This is a genomic window from Shewanella polaris (assembly GCF_006385555.1).
Lineage (GTDB): Bacteria > Pseudomonadota > Gammaproteobacteria > Enterobacterales > Shewanellaceae > Shewanella > Shewanella polaris.
The window spans coordinates 2,819,836-2,837,337 of record NZ_CP041036.1 but is presented as its reverse complement, the minus strand read 5'-3'; the positions used below and the strand labels follow the sequence as shown (position 1 = coordinate 2,837,337).

Sequence of the window (17,502 nt, the reverse complement as noted above, 5' to 3'; positions counted from 1 at the left end):
AGACAAGTTAAGCTATCTTTTCCAAAATTGATGATAATGTCTATTGTCGCTACAAAGCATAAAAGTCGCAATGATATGATTGAAAAGACAAGTAGAAATAGTCATAAAGATAAACCACTTTAAAGGACTTAACTAACATGAATAAAGTATATTTAACGATTGCGCTCTGTTTAAGCCTCACATCGACTGTCAATTTTGCTGCTGATGATAAACCGTTTGCTATTGCAATCCATGGTGGTGCAGGCACTATTTCAGAAGCTAGTTTAAGTCCTGAGTTACAACAAAATCTTCGCGACAAGCTTAAGCAGGCTGTGGATACAGGATATAAGGTGTTGGATAACGGTGGTGACAGTCTCGATGCCGTTCAAGCTGCAATAAATGTATTAGAGAATAGCCCGCTATTTAATGCTGGGGTCGGTGCTGTTTATACCTTTGATGGTGGCCACGAGTTAGATTCTTCTATAATGGATGGTAACACCATGAATGCGGGTGCTGTGGCTGGGGTTAAACATATTAAAAACCCAATTGATTTAGCGCGCAAGGTGATGGATAAGTCACCCCATGTGATGCTTTACGGACAAGGGGCGGAAGAGTTTGCGTTAACACAACAATTTAGCTTGGTGGCTAACAGTCACTTTGATACCCCACATCGTTATGCGCAATTGTTAGATGCTAAAACGAGTATTATTAAAGCCGAACAAAATAACGGCGGTGATTATCAAGCATCAGTTGAACAATTACCCGCTAATTATAAATACGGCACGGTAGGCGCTGTAGCACTTGATAAACAAGGCAACCTTGCTGCTGGTACGTCAACTGGTGAAATTGCTTAATCCATAATTGATTTCACGATACTAAAACCTCCTTTACTTACTCATCAGTTTGGATTGCTCTTTGCTTATAATGACATAGACCTCCGCTTCTTTTACAATAAGCCCTATTTTCTTTACAAAATGTTTGGGGCTATTATCGCTGTTGGTAATTATTTTAATTGCTTGATTTGTAAGGTGTTCGTAATTAGTGTTCATTTTTTCTTCAGGGAAGTATAAGCTAATAAGCATCTGCATTTTTTGATGGTTTTCGAGTAAGTCTCTTTGTATTAGATTGGTCTCTTGTTTTATTCTTAGCTTTTCATCAGGGTCAAAAATGGCAGGGTGTTTATCATTTTCAGTTTCAGCAATTGCTTTTTGCTGAAGACTTTCTAGTAAGTGTAAGCAACTTATTGATGCTTTGTAGAGTTCTTCTATTTTAGATACCTTGAGTGCTTTGACTTCTCTAAGGTTTATTTGGTTCTGTGTGTACCAAACTCCAAGCCCTACAAAGAAGGCTGATAATAAGATAGCTAAGAACCTAGCTCTGTCAGAAGGGTCTGCAAACATCTCGATAAAGTACATTAAGCCAACTCACTATAGTTGATAGTTAAATTTAGGGGGGAGGTAGGGTTTAAGGTCAGTGTAATAGCAATTAAACTTATGTTAATAATCATGTGTATCAACGCCATACCATGACTCAATAATCTCTGATTGGTAAATTGTTTCACAGGAGGTGCATCTTAGGTGGCACTCTGAATGCTGCTGTAATTTGATGTGGTGACCCTTGGTCTCTTCACATGAAGGACAAGCAAAATGATGTGGTTCTCCTTGGTATTCTAAAAGTACCATTCCAAAGTCATTCTTTATAAGCTTATACATGTCAGATTTTTTTGATTTATCCTGAGTAGTTTCTAACTCTTTTTGAAGACGCTGATTCTCTAGCTGAGAGGCAAACATAGCCTGTTGGACTTGTAGTATTATGGTCTGCATTTCCATTATTTCTTTGTTAGAAGCAATAGCTAGCTCATAAGCTTTCGTATCTGCTTTACCTTCAAGCACTGCTGATGCAAGTTGCTTGGTTGCCGTAAGTCCAGTGCTTAATGCGCTAAAGCCTGCGAATATATCCATATATTATGTTATTCCCATTAATTAAGTGGTTGAAAGCTTCAATATCAATAGTTTAAATATACATGGATAAAGATTTTGAGGAAACTGATTTTTCCACGATACAGGTCGTAAAGAATAGCCCGCTTGGTCTTGATGCATGGGTGAAATCCCTGTTGCTTGTGATGAGGTATTTAGGGGGTCTTTAGGTCTTTGGTTAACATCCTGTAGGATTTTTAAAATCCGATAGAGTTCTGTATGAATTATGTATTATACAAGTTCACAATCAATTAATCCGACAGTGTAAGGAAGTCTTTAAACGAGTTTACATTCGAGACCTCCGTTGTGATTTGTAATTAAACGTGTATAATTGTCGTTATTGATTAATTAATACAGGTCGCCAACATGAAGAAATATGTAGTCTATTATCGAATAAGTACCAAAAAGCAAGGTGAGTCAGGTCTAGGGTTGGCAGCACAAGAAAGGGATGTAAATCTATTTTTGGAGCAATATTCAGAAACACCGTTTGAGGTTGTGGGTACGTTCACTGACATTGAGTCAGGAATGAAAGATAATCGTACCGAATATATGAAAGCCGTTTTACTTACCAAAAAGACTAAGGCGATTTTGTTGGTCGCCAAGCTAGACCGAATCAGTCGCAAGGTAAGCACTATTGCTAAGTTGATGGAGGATGTCGATTTTAAAGTGGCCACTATGCCAAATGCTGATAAGTTTCAGCTTCACATTTATGCAGCCTTAGCAGAGCAGGAGCGGGACTTTATTAGCAAGCGCACCATTGCAGCGCTTAGGGAAGCTAAAGCTCGTGGTGTGGTGTTAGGTGGTAATAGAGGTAACATTGATAAGGCTAATGAGGCTGCTAGTGCCAAAGCTAAGAATGATGCGGAGCAATATCGTGTGCAGATTCAATTGATTGTTGACTCAGGTGTTTGCACTATGAAGGGTATCGCTGAAAAACTTAATGGTCTCGGCTTGGTCACTGTTCGTGGTGGTAAGTTCCAAGCGACACAGGTTAAGCGTTTAATAGATAAGTTAGAAATAGGGAAAAAATAACCACTCAGGACTCTATTAAAGGTTGGGGTGTTAATTCCCTTGTAAAGCTAAGTATATTAATAGTAAGTCGTGCGTTTATTTATAGTATCTTTTTAGATGAAGCTCAATTAAGTTATTGTTATTGCTGGTTTTAATTTTTGTTTGTCAAACTTAATTATAGTAATTAGAGGTAAACACCTATTACCCTTTAATACTCGAAAAACCTATAAGTAGGCCTGTTAAGCTTTTGGGTGAGATTGTGAAGTTCTTTCGTAATTGCTCGCGTAGTTAGGTTAAGGTGAATAGCCTAGTTATGGTTTATTTAATCCTCTAACGCTTTATCAGTGAAAGTGTGTGCTGGTCACCGATTGGTCACTTAACACATGTTTTTCACTTAATCAAGCTAAATTGGTTGACTTTTTGTTAAAAACATGCTAAAATATTAAATGTATTGAGTAAATAGCTTCTAAGGTCTTTGGTAAATACTTTAGTGATTGTTTATACGTCCTTAATCACTATCTGTTATTCCTTATTTTTATTGTTAGTATGTCTACTTCACTAATACTCTTACCAATACAGATAACCTCTAACAACCCCCAGTAATAAAACAAATAATCTTAACTAGGTTTTACTAAATCATTCTATAGCTCATAGTTGTGGGTGATAATAGTGCGTGTTAAATCTACCAATACCAATCTAACCACTTGTCCATAAAGAGCCTTTCCTCAGAAGTCTGCACAGTTTTGTGTATTAGACTCCCTTGCCGCAAATAAAGCTTTTGCTTAAGCGTGTAGGCTTCTGAGGAAATGTTTTTAAGCTAATTAAAGCTGGAGTCTGCATATAGGAGTACACGAAATGAACAGAACCAATAGAGGTCAAACACCTCAAGATGTAAGAAGTAATAGAGCAGCCTTACTTGATAAAGAGTTAGATAGGTTTAATAAAGAGCTTTTGCAAGAGGCTAAAGATAAAGAAGCGCTCGGTATCCTATCTAGGGGTAACTTTATTAAGTTAGATGCTATGTCAAAGCTATCAAGGAAGCGAGTGCGAGATTCGGTTGTGCATAGTGATAAGCGTTATAAGTCTTATGGGAACTTGGCAGTCTATTCTGTAGATGACTTTGAGGGCGCAAACTTAAGGAGAGAGTACGGCGGTGGCGTCTATCCGCTTTCAGCTATGTTCAAACACCACAAAGAGTTTTTAGAGGATGGTTGGTGTATTGGGTTAGACCCTGTTATTAACAGTTTTGGTGGAGTGACTAAAATCACTGCTTACTTCAAGAAACCTAAGACGTTACAAGTTAAAGATAAGGCATTGTTATTTGAATTTATAAAGAATGAGTTAAAAGAGGAATACGCTATCTACAATGGCAAGATAGATGATGCTCAGAATCAGCTAGACGCTCATTGGATAGCTTTAGATAGGTATGAGTCAGTAACTAAGCCAGATAAAACCATCCTTGCAGAGAAAGCTCGAGAGGCTCGTAGTCGTCAAGGTCTAGCTAGCTAAGAGAAGTGCAAATGAAGATTATAAAACCTTGAAGGGGCTTGCAGAAATGTTAGCCCTTTTTTTATACCCACAGTTTAGGAGTACAAATAATGAACAAAGCAGATTTACAGAAAAGAGTTGCAAACCACTTGAATTTAGAGGAGGTGAAGGCTAGAGAGTTAGCAGCCTTTGAGGTTCTACGTAACATCGAGGCTAGAAAGGCTTTGGAGCAGGACGCTATTAAGCAATCACCGCTCACCACTCCCGTATATGAAGAGATAACTAACTACAAGGTGGTCATCAAAGGTGTGGGCGAGTTATCCATATCAAAAGGTGTATTTGAGTTAATGGATACCGCCAAGAGCTTAAAAGTATATTTTGAAACCAAAGGTGTCGAGATTGATAGTAACACCGCATACATAGCCTATGGAAAGCTTAAAGAGGCTATATGCTCCAGTGTGTAGTCATATCTAGTCTTGTAAGTCATGCAAATCAATCAAGTCAATGGAGAGATTTTTGTAAAACTCTATTAAGTTAATGCGTTTATATTGAGCTGTCTCCAGTGTTTGCAAGGTGTAGTTAAGGTGGGTGCTCAAATCTTTAAGGTTGAAGTTAAATTGCGTAGAGTGAGTAAAGAATTTTATTGATGCTATTTCACCGTCCGTGGTTATTCTTTCAATGTATTGTGAAAGGAACTTATGAAGTCGCATTCTGCCCTCAGGGCTTACTGTATCAACGTCTATAAGGTTGGTATCAGATGTTGAGTCGATAGCCTTAGAGCGAAGTTCAGAGAGTTTGATAGCTATTGATTCACGTTCTCGCTGCTCCGCTTGAAGCTTACCTGTTAGCAAGGTTATTGTTGTTAGGTCTTCTGCTAATCCGATACCATGAGTAAAGTTCTCAATTTTCTTATCTGCTGTAAGTAATTCGCCCTCCAAAATTTGAATATCGTTTGAATAATCCTTGGTGTCAGCTAGCTTTGAATAGTCCAGATGTGAAAGCAAGTTCACTAAACCTGTTTCAAGTTGTGGGTAGTAGAATGTTTTCTGTTCACAGTTAAGCTTACCCACTTTTCGAGTATTACAGTAAAGTCTTGGTTCGTAAGTTTTACCACCTACATTAACGCCTTGTTGCCATCCCAGAGAACCACCACAACACTTACACTTAATGAATCCCTTGAACAGGTTATGAAAGTTAACGTTAGCCCGTACCTTGGTTGCATTAGCTTTAATGAATGTTGATTGAGTGGATAAGAATATGTCTGAGGATATTACTTGTGGGTAGTAGTTCAGAATAGGGTTAGGGGCTGGTACTCGTTTCTTCTTGCCATCTTTCATCACAACTACTTTTGGGTGGTATTCACCAATAACTGAGCGGTGTTTTAGGTGGTTGGTTACTGTTGTGGCGTTCCATACTTTACCTGATAGTGGTGGCGTACCGTCATCATTCAACATTTGAGCAATCTTCAATACTCCAAGGCCTGATAGTTTGAGGTCAAATAGCCTTCTCAATGTGGCTAATGGCTCTGGTAGAATCTCAAAGCTCAATTGGTCTTCTGATAGCTTCAACCACGGCCTAACAGCTATCTTAATTTTCTTACCATTTAAAGCTTGTTCACGCTGTAACTCGAAGGTCTTCTTAATGCGTTCAGACTTTTGTTGAGACTCAAGAAATCCCAAATACAAACCAACTGAAACAAGTAACGCCCCGCTAATATCATTCTTATCTGATGCGCTTATTATGATTCCCATTTTAAGCAAGCAAACATCAATACCTGCCTTAAATAGCTTGTTCACTAGCTCTTGCCCATCCTGAATACCCAAGCGAGACAACCTATCAATACCCTCAACAATTAGAAGGCTACCTCTAGGAATGAGCCCTCGCTCAACCTGTGACATGAAAGAGCCTAATCCTGCTTTATCTAAAAGGTTATCACCTGAGAAACCACTTACACCAGCGTCCTGAATTGAATCTATTAGTTTGTATTCAGGTTTATCTTTAAGGAAGTTTTTACATAATTCTTTCTGTCGTTGTAAGCCTAAACCAACCTCAGCTTGAGAGGTTTTCGAGACTCTTGAATACATGTATGCGTTGTTTACTTTCATTATCAGGTTCACTATAGGTGGCTGTTGCAACTAGCATAACCCTTTTGTTGCTTAGTTAATACCACCAACCGGAGATATGACAGCAAAACGTTTTGGTCGTATTGGTGATTCCCCTGTTATTGGTGCCGGAACCTATGCTGAAAATGGCGTTTGTGCTGTATCAGCGACAGGTCACGGTGAGTATTTTATTCGTTATAAGGTGGCGGGTGACATATGTGCGAAAGTGAAATACCAACAGTTATCGATTATTCAAGCCGCTGATGAAGTCATTAACCAACGCTTGCTCTCGGCAGGTGGAACGGGTGGGGTCATAGCCATAGACGAACGAGGTAATATCGCTACACCATTCAATACCGAAGGTATGTACCGTGCAACACGAAGCAAAGGCCAACAGGCGAATATTATGATCTGGCGTGACAAGTAAGTTTTAGCCGCTTTGAATTAAGCATTGTTAATACTATTGCCAAATACAGTAGGTTAATACAATCGGTTTTATTATCTATCCATTGGGCCATTATTGACTAGACTTAATCAAGTGAGTACTCATAGGTTGATTCATTATGAATTGAATAACGAGTTTTACTAAGCACGTTGTCAATTAGCGTGCATTTGGGGGAAATATGGATTCAATTAAAATTAAAGATTATATGGATAGACGTCCAATACTTTTAACCGCTGAGATGTCGCTGGCAATTGCTGTTGAAAAATTACTTGATAGTAATAAAAATGGGGCTCCAGTTGTTGATCATTTCGGCAAGCTAGTCGGTTTTTTGTCGCAACAAGATTGTTTATCAGTAATGTTAAAAAGCAGTTACCATTGCGATATGACAAGTACCGTACAAGATTGCATGAAAAGCCCTGTTTTGACGGTTGCGCCGGATGACAGTATTTTAGAACTCGCGGAACAAATGTTGGGTGCAAAGCCGAAAATTTATCCAGTATTAAAAGAGGGGAAAGTCATTGGTACCATAAATCGCACCAATGTGCTTAAGGCGATGAATATTTACATGCAGCAGTGTTACTTATCTCCAGCTTAACAATCGTTAAAATCAATACCATTATACTGTTTTCCTTGCTAGGATCGCTTTTTTCGATGTAAGCAAGGGAACCAGTTTTGAATTCGGACCTTCACCCGCTATCTAAAGCATATCTCAATCTTTGTTATCAAACCGATGCTGCTAAAATTCGTCGTCGTTTGTATCGTGTTAATAAAGAAGCTGAGTCTGAAAAAAAATCCCAAACGTTAGCGCAGTTAACCGAAGCTGCCCAGCGAGCCTATGCGAAAGCGCAACAGCGCTTACACTCTAGACCCACCATCAGTTACCCTGATGAACTTCCAGTGTCACAAAAGCGTGATGATATTGCCTCTGCCATTGCCAATAATCAAGTGGTAATTGTGGCGGGCGAAACAGGCTCGGGTAAAACAACCCAGTTACCTAAAATTTGTCTTGAGCTGGGTTTAGGTACACGAGGTTTAATTGGTCATACTCAACCTCGTCGTCTTGCCGCTCGAAGTGTTGCGAACCGTATTGCTGATGAACTTAACAGCCCATTAGGTGAAGTTGTTGGCTTTAAAGTTCGATTTGCTGATGCCATGAGTGACCACAGTTACATTAAATTGATGACTGACGGTATTTTGCTGGCTGAACTTACCTCAGACCGATTTCTCAACCAGTATGATGCCATTATTATTGATGAGGCACATGAACGTAGCTTAAACATTGATTTTATATTGGGGTACCTTAAACAGGTATTAAAGAAACGTCCTGACTTAAAAGTGATTATTACTTCGGCGACCATTGATGTCGATCGTTTTTCAAAACACTTTAATAACGCGCCTGTTATTGAAGTATCTGGGCGTACTTTTGAAGTTGAAACTCGTTATCGCCCTTTAGTGCGTGATACTGATGAAGATTTAGATGTCAGTGATGGTATTTTTGCCGCCGTAGATGAGTTAATGGCTGCGGGGCCTGGCGATATATTGATATTTATGAATGGCGAGCGCGAAATTCGCGATACCGCAGATTTACTTAATAAACAGCAATATCGCGATACTGAAATTTTACCTCTTTACGCGCGTCTTTCTTATGGTGAACAATCTAAGGTCTTTAAAAGCCATATTGGTCGCCGTATTGTATTGGCCACCAACGTTGCCGAAACGTCATTAACCGTGCCTGGGATCCGTTATGTTATTGACCCTGGTACCGCACGCATAAGCCGTTATAGTTACCGTACCAAAGTACAGCGTTTACCGATAGAACCTATCTCACAAGCCAGTGCTAATCAGCGTCAAGGACGTTGTGGGCGTGTTGGTCCGGGTATTTGTATTCGACTATACGATGAAATGGATTTTATTCAGCGTCCCGAATTTACAGATCCTGAAATTTTGCGTACCAATCTAGCTTCTGTCATTTTACACATGTTGTCGATTGGTTTAGGCGACATAGCCGGATTTCCATTTATTCAGCCACCGGATCAAAAACACATTAGAGACGGTTTTTTATTGCTTGAAGAGTTGCAAGCTGTGAAAAAATCTCGTGATGAATTAGTCCTAACTCCATTAGGCAAAGATCTATCTAAAATCCCACTTGATCCGCGTTTGGCTAGAATGGTCATTGAAGCGAATCAATTAGGTTGTCTACACGAAGCATTAGTTATTACTGCTGGTTTGTCGATTCAAGACCCACGAGAACGTCCCGCAGAGAAGAAACAAGCGGCCGACGAGTGCCATCGTCGTTATGCTGATAAAGACTCTGATTTCGCCAGTTGGGTTAAATTATGGGACCACGTTAAAGATCAAAAACGAGAGTTGTCAGCCAGTCAATTTAGAAAACAATGTCGCGATGAATATTTAGCCTATTTACGAGTACGCGAATGGCAAGATCTGTATACCCAAGTGAAACAAGCTGTACATGAATTGAAATGGCGTATTAATGACAGTGCTGCCAGTTACGACCAGTTGCATAAAGCATTATTGTCAGGCTTGCTAAGTCATGTTGGTTTTAAAGGTGAAAACAACGAATATTTAGGGGCACGAAACCGCAAGTTTTTTGTATTTCCTGGATCGCCATTAGCTAAGAAAGGTCCTAAGTGGATTATGGCCGCTGAGTTAACTGAAACTTCACGATTATTTGCTCGTTGCTGCGCTAAAATTGAGCCTGAATGGTTAGAGCCACTAGCCGCGCATTTAGTGAAAAAGAATTATCTTGAACCTCATTTTGAAGCCAAAGCAGGCAGCGTTATTGCACTTGAAAATCAGGTGCTTTATGGCTTAACCATAGTCAACCGCCGTCGAGTGCAATATGGTCCTATCGATGCCGTAGAAGCCCGTGAAATATTTATCCGTAGCGCCTTAGCAGAAGGGCAGTTGCAAACAAAAGAAGCTTTTTTTGTTAACAACCAAAAGTTACTTAATGATATCGAGTCTTTAGAGCATAAATCTCGTCGACGCGATATTTTGGTCGATGAACAAGTTCTAGTGGACTTTTACGAACCATTGGTGCCCGAAGGGATTTATAACGCACCATTGTTTTTTGCATGGTGGAAAAAAGCCCGTCAACAAACCCCTGATTTACTCGATTACAGCCAAGCATTATTAATGCAACGCAGTGCCGATCATATTTCGGCTTTAGACTTTCCCGAAGTATGGCATAAAGGGAATTTGGCTTTAACAGTTAGTTATCACTTTGAACCTGGCAATGCGGATGATGGTGTATCGGTACACATTCCAGTGGCACTCATCAATCAAATTGACGACAGTGATTTTGATTGGTTAGTACCAGGATTACGAGAAGAAAAGTTAATCGCATTGATTAAGTCTTTGCCAAAAAACTTACGGCGCAATTTTGTACCTGCTCCTGACTATGCCCGGGCATGTTATCAAGCAATGAAGCCGTTTGAGTTATCAATGCTTGATTCCATGTGTAAACAATTGCTGCGCATGAGTGGCGTGCGTATTTCTGCTGATGATTTTGATTTAACTCAATTAACAGAACATCTTAAGATGAACTTTAAGATTGAAGATGATCAAGGTCGTTTAGTTGCACAAGGCCGTGATTTAGAACTGTTAAAAGGTCAATTGCAAGGTGTTGTCGCCAAAGCAATCCGTAAAGTCGCAGACAAAGGTATTGAGCAACAGGCCATCACTACGTGGTCATTCGGTGATTTACCAGCTCAATATCAGCAGCGTAAAGGTAACTACGAAGTTAAAGCATATCCGGCATTAATTGACAACAAAACCGATGTGGCGATTAAGTTATTTGATGATGAACATGAAGCAAAACGACATCATCGAGTCGGACTACGCAGATTATTATTGATTAATATTCCCTCGCCAGTGAAGCACTTGCAGCAAGCATTGCCTAATAAAGCTAAGCTTGCGATGTACTTTAATCCTTTTGGACAAGTACAGATATTAATTGAAGATATTATTAATGCAGCAGTACAGCAGTTGCTAGATCAAAAGCAATTAGATATTCGTAACGAACAACAATTCGAGCAAGCAAAAGAATGGGTTCGCCAAGAACTCAATCCTACTGCGGAAATTCTTGCATTGAACGTAGAGAAAGTTTTGACCATTTATCAACGAATTAAAAAACGTTTAAAAGGAAAAATTAGCTTTGATATTGCGTTTGCGATGAGTGATATTCAAACTCAGCTGGATAGCCTAGTTTATAAAGGATTTGTCGAAGACTGTGGCTGGCAACGATTAACTGACGTAGCCCGTTATTTAAAAGCTATTGAGAATAGACTGGAAAAGCTGCCAGTTGATCCCACGCGCGATAGATTACATATGCACAGTATTGCTAAAGTTCAAGAGGCGTTAACCGCTCAATTAGCCAAAGTGCCACGTTCGCAACCGATCCCTGAAGCATTGATTGAAGCCCGCTGGATGATAGAAGAGTATCGGGTGTCATGCTTTGCTCAAGTACTTGGCACCGCTTACCCAATTTCAGAAAAACGAGTGTTAAATCATATTAGCCAAGTGTAATCGTAATCAATTTTGTTAATTCATGAAGATGTAAATTATACCGATGTTACTTAGGTGATATCGGTTTTTTATTGTTTATGCTTTTGAGTAAAGCTTTTAAATTCAACTTATTAATTATCAAATTGGTTTAAGTAGTTCGGAGGTTTTTTAAGTGAAAATTCAGAATAGCTTTCATTTTAATGTTTTAATTATTAAATGACTTTCATGATTATTAGAAAAAATCACCGATTTAAGGCGTTTTACATACTATCCTTGCAACAGAACTGAAAGTTTTTCGTAATTATGGTTTAAATGTGATCTGACTATTGATATACTCTAAGGCAAGAATAACGTGATTGTTAATCTTCTCTCTGTAAGGTAAATGTCATTCCCAACTTCAGTTTTTGTTGTATGTATTGTGTATATAGCATCATGTAGTTGAATAAAATAAGACAGGCCTTCCCCTACAAAACGACCTAAAAAGATTGGAGTTATTATGGAAGTTCATGAATACGAAAATGCTTACTATCAAGTAAAAGATGACGTGTTAGAGTCTTTACCTTCTGATGAAGAATAAGACGATTGAACGAGCATATTGATGTTATGACTAAAGAGTCGGTACATTAAATACTCCGGCATCGAAATAAAAATAGCAGCTTAGGCTGCTATTTTTATTGGGTTGTTGATGTCTTTCATGATCAATTTAATCAGGATGATGCCTAAATAATAGGTGCCGTTTTGCTATTAGCACTCGATAATGTTTTGCTTTTGAATATTATTAGAATACCAATACCAATACCAATACCAATACCAATTAACGACAAAATATCAACCTTCAATACGACCTTTTTCAAGTAATATATCAACAATAATCCAAGAATTGGCGTTTTTATGGAGACGGATTGTACGATCGTCAATCCAGTTTTCGCCGCCTTTTAACCCTTCTATTTTGACTTTTACAGTAACATCATCGGTAAATTTTCGGAAAAAGTCGATATCAATTTCATCAATAGAGATAGTGACCTGACTCATGGATAAACCTAATACATGTCTTTGCACCTGTGATGCAATATGATAATGATCCATTATTTCTTTGAGATCTGGGGCGACAAACCTTTCTGCTTTCTTAACATCACGTTCAACATAAATAGCATTAAAGAAACCAAGTGTAACTTGTTCTGGTGAGAGTAGATCATCTGATTGACTGCATGCAGTGAGGATGAACAACAGAAACAAAGGCAACATTTTTATGGAAGTTATTTTTAGCATAAAGCCCTTTTACTGTTTATATTATTTTGTTGCTAGTATCCTGATTTATGCCATCGCTGACAAGGATAGGTATAATAAAAATAATACGAGTATGGAACATGATATCAAAACATTTAGGTTCTAAATCCTAAATTATTGGTTTGGTACTTTCGTTTATTGATACTAAATGATATCAATGTTGAGTAGTCCACTTGATGATTAAACAGTGTCGGTGCAAGGTTATTAGGTGTTCTAGTATGATAAATTCCATATTCCGTAACTGACTAAACAATGTTTAGTTTACTACTTGGGATATGGTTGAATAATATTGGGTTGTGATAATAGGCATTGAAGAAGCGATTATGTGTTCGAATAGTTGAGAAAGTGAGCACTTTGATTAGAATGACTTGACGCAATAAATAAGGCGTGTCATATCTTATTAAAATACGGTTAGACAAGGATACACAATTTATAAGATGTTACTTTATAAGTTATGGGTGATTAGCATTTTATAAGGTACTCTTATTAGCATAAAGGAGTAATGTTTGAGCATTAGGTTCTTTATTACTCCTAATTTGTGATACCGGATGTCTAAAATTGTTATCCACAAATTCTGTGGACAACTTTGTTTATCTTCCTAGGTTGCTTTAGTAACCTTATGTATTTATTTGTATTTTTTTTATGGTTAAAAAATAACGCAAATTTAGTATCAGATTGACTTGGCTATAATAAAAAAGCCTCTAAATGAGGCTCGTTTTATTCATTGATGACAATCAACCTACCATTTCTTTTTAGGTTGGAACAACATATCCAGATCATCGCCTTCTTTTTTCTGTTTTGGTGCGCTTGGCTCACTATTCTTTTGAGCTCCCATTATTTCATCGAGCAATAATTTCGCCTCATCTACTTTGCGGGCTATAAAAGGATCATTAGGCGTCTGCGCTTTGATGGTGTGCAATGTGTTTAAGGCTTTAGTGACCATCTGTTTGCTGGAACCGTATTGTTTCATAAAACATGCGGCACGAGCTCGACTAATCATCGACTCAACATTGATCCTCAATTGCAGGCTATCAATACGCATTTCTTCTTGTACAAAAATAGAGGGGTCAACTTTTCCTTTATTATGTTCAGCTCGTAAAATAGCTTTAAGCTTTTTAAGGGTTTTTACTAATTCTAAAACTTGTCTATCATTATCAGGTAAGCGAAAATTCTCAATAGCAGGGACTTGGGCTGGTGAACTTGATACTGTGGATATTTGCGTTTTTATATCAGCTAAACGGCGTTCATAATCAGACTTTAGTTGACCAGAAGAATGGACAATTGATTGCTCTAAAGCATCTTTAATTCGACGATAAAGTACTAGCATTATATGGCTAGAAGATGGGGTCATACCAGTATTAGATAAGACATTATCGGTTTCGTCTATGATGGCTCGTTGTCGAGACATTTCTACTCTACGCTCGGCTTCTGCGCGTTCTTTTTGTTGCTGGACAATACTAAAGCCGATTATCAGCAGTAATAGCGCCCCAATAAGAATTAATATCAAAATTAAGGACATAAAGGTTCCGTTTTATCTTGGATATCACATGGTTAATATAGCCAAATAGCTATAGCTACAAGTTGTTTTGATACTGGATGAAATAATAGAAATAAAATTTCATCAAAAAGAATCTATATCTTAGCGTAAGTTATCGCGGCTGTCGTTGAATAATAAGTCATTTTGTTGATAAATCATTAAACTGTTAACTGTCTATGTTTATGAAAAGCCAACTCAATTCATAACAGCACTATTATTACTTGCTCGTTATTACTATTTACATTACATTTCATTTACTATATAACGTTTTATTATAGTTGAACAATCGTTCCTGCTCAGTGAAATAACATAGATTTTTTCTTATTTGCATATCATGCGGATGAGTGACGGTTAAATCAAGGATAAAACCATGAAACTGCAACAACTTAGATATATTGCAGAGGTTGTTAAACATAACCTTAATGTGTCATCTACGGCTGAGAATCTTTATACTTCACAACCGGGTATTAGCAAGCAAGTCAGAATGTTAGAAGATGAACTAGGCATTCAAATATTCGGTCGCAGTGGTAAACATTTGACTCATGTGACGCCTGCGGGACAACAAGTTATTGATATTGCCAATGATATACTCGGCAAAGTCGATAGCATCAAGAAAGTGTCCGAAGAACATACTCAGCCTAATCAGGGCGAGTTAAATATTACCACCACTGACACTCAGGCTAGATATGCTCTGCCACAAATAATTAAAGAATTTATTAAGCGGTATCCTAAAGTGAATTTGCACATGCACCAAGGTACGCCATCACAAATTAGTGAGCAGGCTGCTAGAGGCGATGCTGATTTTGCTATTGCTACTGAAGCAATGCATTTATATACCGATTTAATTATGCTGCCTTGTTATCATTGGAATCGCTCAATTGTTGTAACTCGTGATCATCCGCTTGCTAGCCAATCCGCAAAAATCAGCATAGAAGATTTAGCGACGTATCCATTGGTGACTTATGTATTTGGTTTCGATAAAGCGTCTGAAATTGAGAAGTCATTTAAACGTGCAAATCTGGATCCACGAGTCGTGTTTAGCGCAACGAGTGCCGATGTGCTTAAAACCTATGTTCGTTTAGGATTAGGAGTAGGGGTGATTGCTTCTATGGCAATTGATCCGGCGGTAGATAATGATTTAGTCGCGATTGATGCGAGTCACCTGTTTGCTCACAGTACAACTAAGATAGGTTTCCGCCGTGGTAGCTTTTTACGCAGCTACATGTATGACTTTATGCGAAATTTTGCACCGCATTTAACCCGCGATGTAGTTGAGAAAGCGGTTGGACTTCGCGATCAACAATTGATCGATGAAATGTTTGCTGACATGGTGTTACCTGTTCGCTAGTTATTATTTACGAAAGCTAATCCATAAAAAAACCTCGCTAATTAGTGAGGTTTTTTATGGATAATAAAGACTTAGTATGAATTATTTGATTTTAGTCTGGTGCGTAACCTGTCAGACCAATTAACTCTCCATCCAAATAGGCTTTACCATCTGTCATAGCTAAACGTCCTAAGCTGAACCATTTCACTACAAGAGGGTAAATGGCATGTTCTTGTTCGTGAACACGTTCGGCTAAGACTTCCGCATTATCTTCAGGATAAATAGGGACTTTAGCTTGTAATATCACTGGACCAGCATCGAGCTCTGGAATAACAAAATGAACGCTAGCGCCATGTTCCTTGTCCCCTGAGTCTATAGCACGTTGATGTGTGTGTAATCCGGTATACTTAGGCAATAATGATGGATGGATATTAATCATTTTACCGAGAAAATGGCTGACTAATTCATCAGTTAAAATACGCATAAATCCAGCAAGAATAACCAGATCTGGTTGGTATTTTTCTATTGCCTTTAATAAGCGCGCATCGTAATCGCTGCGAGCTTCATTGGCATAAGGAATAACACAACTGGTATCAATTTCGCTTTGATGAGCACGAATTAATCCATAAGCATCCGGTTTGTGGCTGATAACACCAACAACGTCAGCATTTAGGTTATCGTCACAGCCATCGATGATAGCTTGAAGATTGCTGCCACTACCGGAAATCAGTACCACAACACGACAGCTTTGGCTCATTTAAATGATCTCCACTTGCTCTTCGTCGTCTTGACGAGTTGCAATTTCACCTATTAACCAAGCATTTTCGCCTTCAGCAGTTAATAACGCTAATGCTGCATCAACTTTATTTGTAGGTAGCGCAATGACCATACCGACACCACAGTTAAATGTTAGAAACATTTCATGTTGTGCAATGTTACCGTTTGTCATTAACCAGTCGAATACAACAGGCCACTGCCAAGAGTTACCTTTAACGACTGCTTTGCAATCATCAGGAAGGACGCGTGGGATATTTTCCCAGAATCCACCGCCGGTAATATGCGCCATTGCGTGAATGTCTGATTGTTCAATCAGTTTCAATAAAGATTTAACATAAATTTTTGTCGGTTCGAGTAGATGGTCAATTAAGGGCTTTCCGGCAAGGTCTTGTTGTGGATCAGCTTTGCTGACTTCTAATACCTTCCGAATTAACGAGTAACCATTTGAATGAGGACCACTTGAGCCAAGAGCGATTAATGAGTCACCCGCTTTGACTTTTGTGCCATCAATAATGTCTGCTTTTTCAACCACACCGACACAAAATCCGGCAAGATCGTAATCTTCGCCTTCGTACATGCCTGGCATTTCAGCCGTTTCACCACCAATTAATGCACAACCTGACTGGAAGCAACCTTCTGCTATGCCACTGACAACTGAAGTTGCAGTTTCAACATCAAGCTTACCTGTAGCATAGTAATCGAGGAAGAAAAGTGGCTCAGCACCTGAAACAATTAGGTCATTGACACACATAGCAACTAAATCAACACCTACAGTGTCATGCTTTTTATAATCAATGGCTAATCTTAATTTGGTACCAACACCATCAGTGCCAGAAACGAGTACTGGGTGTTTATATTTAGTCGGTAATTCGCATAGTGCGCCAAAACCACCTAAATTGCCCATAACTTCTGGACGGCGAGTGCGTTTTACCGCAGATTTAATGTTGTTTACCAACGCATTACCAGCATCAATATCAACGCCAGCATCTTTGTAACTTAGGGGGGTAGTAGTGGTCACGGAGGATCCTCTAGGGTACATCGTTTTA

Annotated in this window: 13 protein-coding genes and 2 pseudogenes; 8 read left to right on the top strand and 7 right to left on the bottom strand. The window is 38.7% G+C overall.

The window, feature by feature from the left end; all coding sequences use genetic code 11:
• Positions 1 to 137: 137 nt before the first annotated feature.
• Positions 138 to 821: pseudogene (locus FH971_RS12385) on the top strand (isoaspartyl peptidase/L-asparaginase family protein); the annotation flags it as partial.
• A gap of 45 nt (positions 822 to 866) precedes the next feature.
• On the opposite strand, the gene FH971_RS12380 reads toward FH971_RS12385, so the two are convergent.
• Positions 867 to 1,394 (bottom strand): hypothetical protein, encoded by a 528-nt coding sequence (locus FH971_RS12380; protein ID WP_140234496.1) that lies wholly within the window; start codon positions 1,392 to 1,394, stop codon positions 867 to 869.
• Between the two features lie 81 nt (positions 1,395 to 1,475).
• A complete protein-coding gene (locus tag FH971_RS12375; RefSeq protein WP_140234495.1) occupies positions 1,476 to 1,940 on the bottom strand; it encodes a hypothetical protein in 465 nt (154 codons plus the stop codon).
• A gap of 381 nt (positions 1,941 to 2,321) precedes the next feature.
• Between FH971_RS12375 and FH971_RS12370 the strand changes: the two genes are divergently transcribed.
• The 3 genes from FH971_RS12370 to FH971_RS12360 all read left to right on the top strand — a co-directional run bounded on the left by FH971_RS12370 (position 2,322) and on the right by FH971_RS12360 (position 4,918).
• On the top strand, positions 2,322 to 2,987 hold the full coding sequence (locus tag FH971_RS12370) for a recombinase family protein (protein WP_140234494.1): 666 nt from the start codon (positions 2,322 to 2,324) through the stop codon (positions 2,985 to 2,987).
• 834 nt (positions 2,988 to 3,821) lie between these two features.
• The gene (locus FH971_RS12365) at positions 3,822 to 4,475 is read left to right on the top strand and encodes a hypothetical protein (protein WP_140234493.1); all 654 of its coding nucleotides are present in this window, start codon (positions 3,822 to 3,824) and stop codon (positions 4,473 to 4,475) included.
• Between the two features lie 89 nt (positions 4,476 to 4,564).
• Positions 4,565 to 4,918, top strand: coding sequence for a hypothetical protein (locus tag FH971_RS12360; protein WP_140234492.1), 354 nt, complete (start codon positions 4,565 to 4,567; stop codon positions 4,916 to 4,918).
• A 6-nt stretch (positions 4,919 to 4,924) separates the two neighbouring features.
• On the opposite strand, the gene FH971_RS12355 is transcribed toward FH971_RS12360, so the two are convergent.
• Entirely contained in the window at positions 4,925 to 6,559 is a 1,635-nt protein-coding gene (locus tag FH971_RS12355; protein ID WP_140234491.1) for a recombinase family protein, read from the bottom strand.
• A 67-nt stretch (positions 6,560 to 6,626) separates the two neighbouring features.
• Between FH971_RS12355 and FH971_RS12350 the strand changes: the two are divergent.
• The 3 genes and pseudogenes from FH971_RS12350 to hrpA form a co-directional block, all read left to right on the top strand.
• Positions 6,627 to 6,983 (top strand): annotated as a pseudogene (locus tag FH971_RS12350) (isoaspartyl peptidase/L-asparaginase); the annotation flags it as partial.
• Between the two features lie 196 nt (positions 6,984 to 7,179).
• The gene (locus FH971_RS12345) at positions 7,180 to 7,596 is read left to right on the top strand and encodes a CBS domain-containing protein (RefSeq protein WP_140234490.1); all 417 of its coding nucleotides are present in this window, start codon (positions 7,180 to 7,182) and stop codon (positions 7,594 to 7,596) included.
• A 77-nt stretch (positions 7,597 to 7,673) separates the two neighbouring features.
• Complete coding sequence (hrpA, locus tag FH971_RS12340; protein WP_140234489.1) at positions 7,674 to 11,549, top strand: ATP-dependent RNA helicase HrpA; 3,876 nt, start codon at positions 7,674 to 7,676, stop codon at positions 11,547 to 11,549.
• 807 nt (positions 11,550 to 12,356) lie between these two features.
• Here the strand turns inward: hrpA and FH971_RS12335 are convergent.
• Positions 12,357 to 12,797, bottom strand: coding sequence for a nuclear transport factor 2 family protein (locus tag FH971_RS12335; RefSeq protein ID WP_140234488.1), 441 nt, complete (start codon positions 12,795 to 12,797; stop codon positions 12,357 to 12,359).
• Between the two features lie 757 nt (positions 12,798 to 13,554).
• Entirely contained in the window at positions 13,555 to 14,334 is a 780-nt protein-coding gene (locus FH971_RS12330; RefSeq protein ID WP_140234487.1) for a hypothetical protein, read from the bottom strand.
• Between the two features lie 388 nt (positions 14,335 to 14,722).
• Here FH971_RS12330 and cysB point away from each other — a divergent pair, with 388 nt between their 5' ends.
• A complete protein-coding gene (cysB, locus tag FH971_RS12325; RefSeq protein ID WP_140234486.1) occupies positions 14,723 to 15,700 on the top strand; it encodes an HTH-type transcriptional regulator CysB in 978 nt (325 codons plus the stop codon).
• A 91-nt stretch (positions 15,701 to 15,791) separates the two neighbouring features.
• Here cysB and purN read toward each other — a convergent pair whose 3' ends face one another.
• A complete protein-coding gene (purN, locus tag FH971_RS12320; RefSeq protein WP_140234485.1) occupies positions 15,792 to 16,436 on the bottom strand; it encodes a phosphoribosylglycinamide formyltransferase in 645 nt (214 codons plus the stop codon).
• Complete coding sequence (purM, locus tag FH971_RS12315; RefSeq protein WP_140234484.1) at positions 16,437 to 17,474, bottom strand: phosphoribosylformylglycinamidine cyclo-ligase; 1,038 nt, start codon at positions 17,472 to 17,474, stop codon at positions 16,437 to 16,439.
• Between the last annotated feature and the right edge of the window lie 28 nt (positions 17,475 to 17,502).

What these genes read in the sequence shown, in the direction of transcription:
- FH971_RS12380 (WP_140234496.1), bottom strand. Translation starts at nt 1,394, where the DNA reads ATGTACTTTATCGAGATGTTTGCAGACCCTTCTGACAGAGCTAGGTTC.
- FH971_RS12375 (WP_140234495.1), bottom strand. Translation starts at nt 1,940, where the DNA reads ATGGATATATTCGCAGGCTTTAGCGCATTAAGCACTGGACTTACGGCA.
- FH971_RS12370 (WP_140234494.1), top strand. Translation starts at nt 2,322, where the DNA reads ATGAAGAAATATGTAGTCTATTATCGAATAAGTACCAAAAAGCAAGGT.
- FH971_RS12365 (WP_140234493.1), top strand. Translation starts at nt 3,822, where the DNA reads ATGAACAGAACCAATAGAGGTCAAACACCTCAAGATGTAAGAAGTAAT.
- FH971_RS12360 (WP_140234492.1), top strand. Translation starts at nt 4,565, where the DNA reads ATGAACAAAGCAGATTTACAGAAAAGAGTTGCAAACCACTTGAATTTA.
- FH971_RS12355 (WP_140234491.1), bottom strand. Translation starts at nt 6,559, where the DNA reads ATGAAAGTAAACAACGCATACATGTATTCAAGAGTCTCGAAAACCTCT.
- FH971_RS12345 (WP_140234490.1), top strand. Translation starts at nt 7,180, where the DNA reads ATGGATTCAATTAAAATTAAAGATTATATGGATAGACGTCCAATACTT.
- FH971_RS12335 (WP_140234488.1), bottom strand. Translation starts at nt 12,797, where the DNA reads ATGCTAAAAATAACTTCCATAAAAATGTTGCCTTTGTTTCTGTTGTTC.
- FH971_RS12330 (WP_140234487.1), bottom strand. Translation starts at nt 14,334, where the DNA reads ATGTCCTTAATTTTGATATTAATTCTTATTGGGGCGCTATTACTGCTG.
- cysB (WP_140234486.1), top strand. Translation starts at nt 14,723, where the DNA reads ATGAAACTGCAACAACTTAGATATATTGCAGAGGTTGTTAAACATAAC.
- purN (WP_140234485.1), bottom strand. Translation starts at nt 16,436, where the DNA reads ATGAGCCAAAGCTGTCGTGTTGTGGTACTGATTTCCGGTAGTGGCAGC.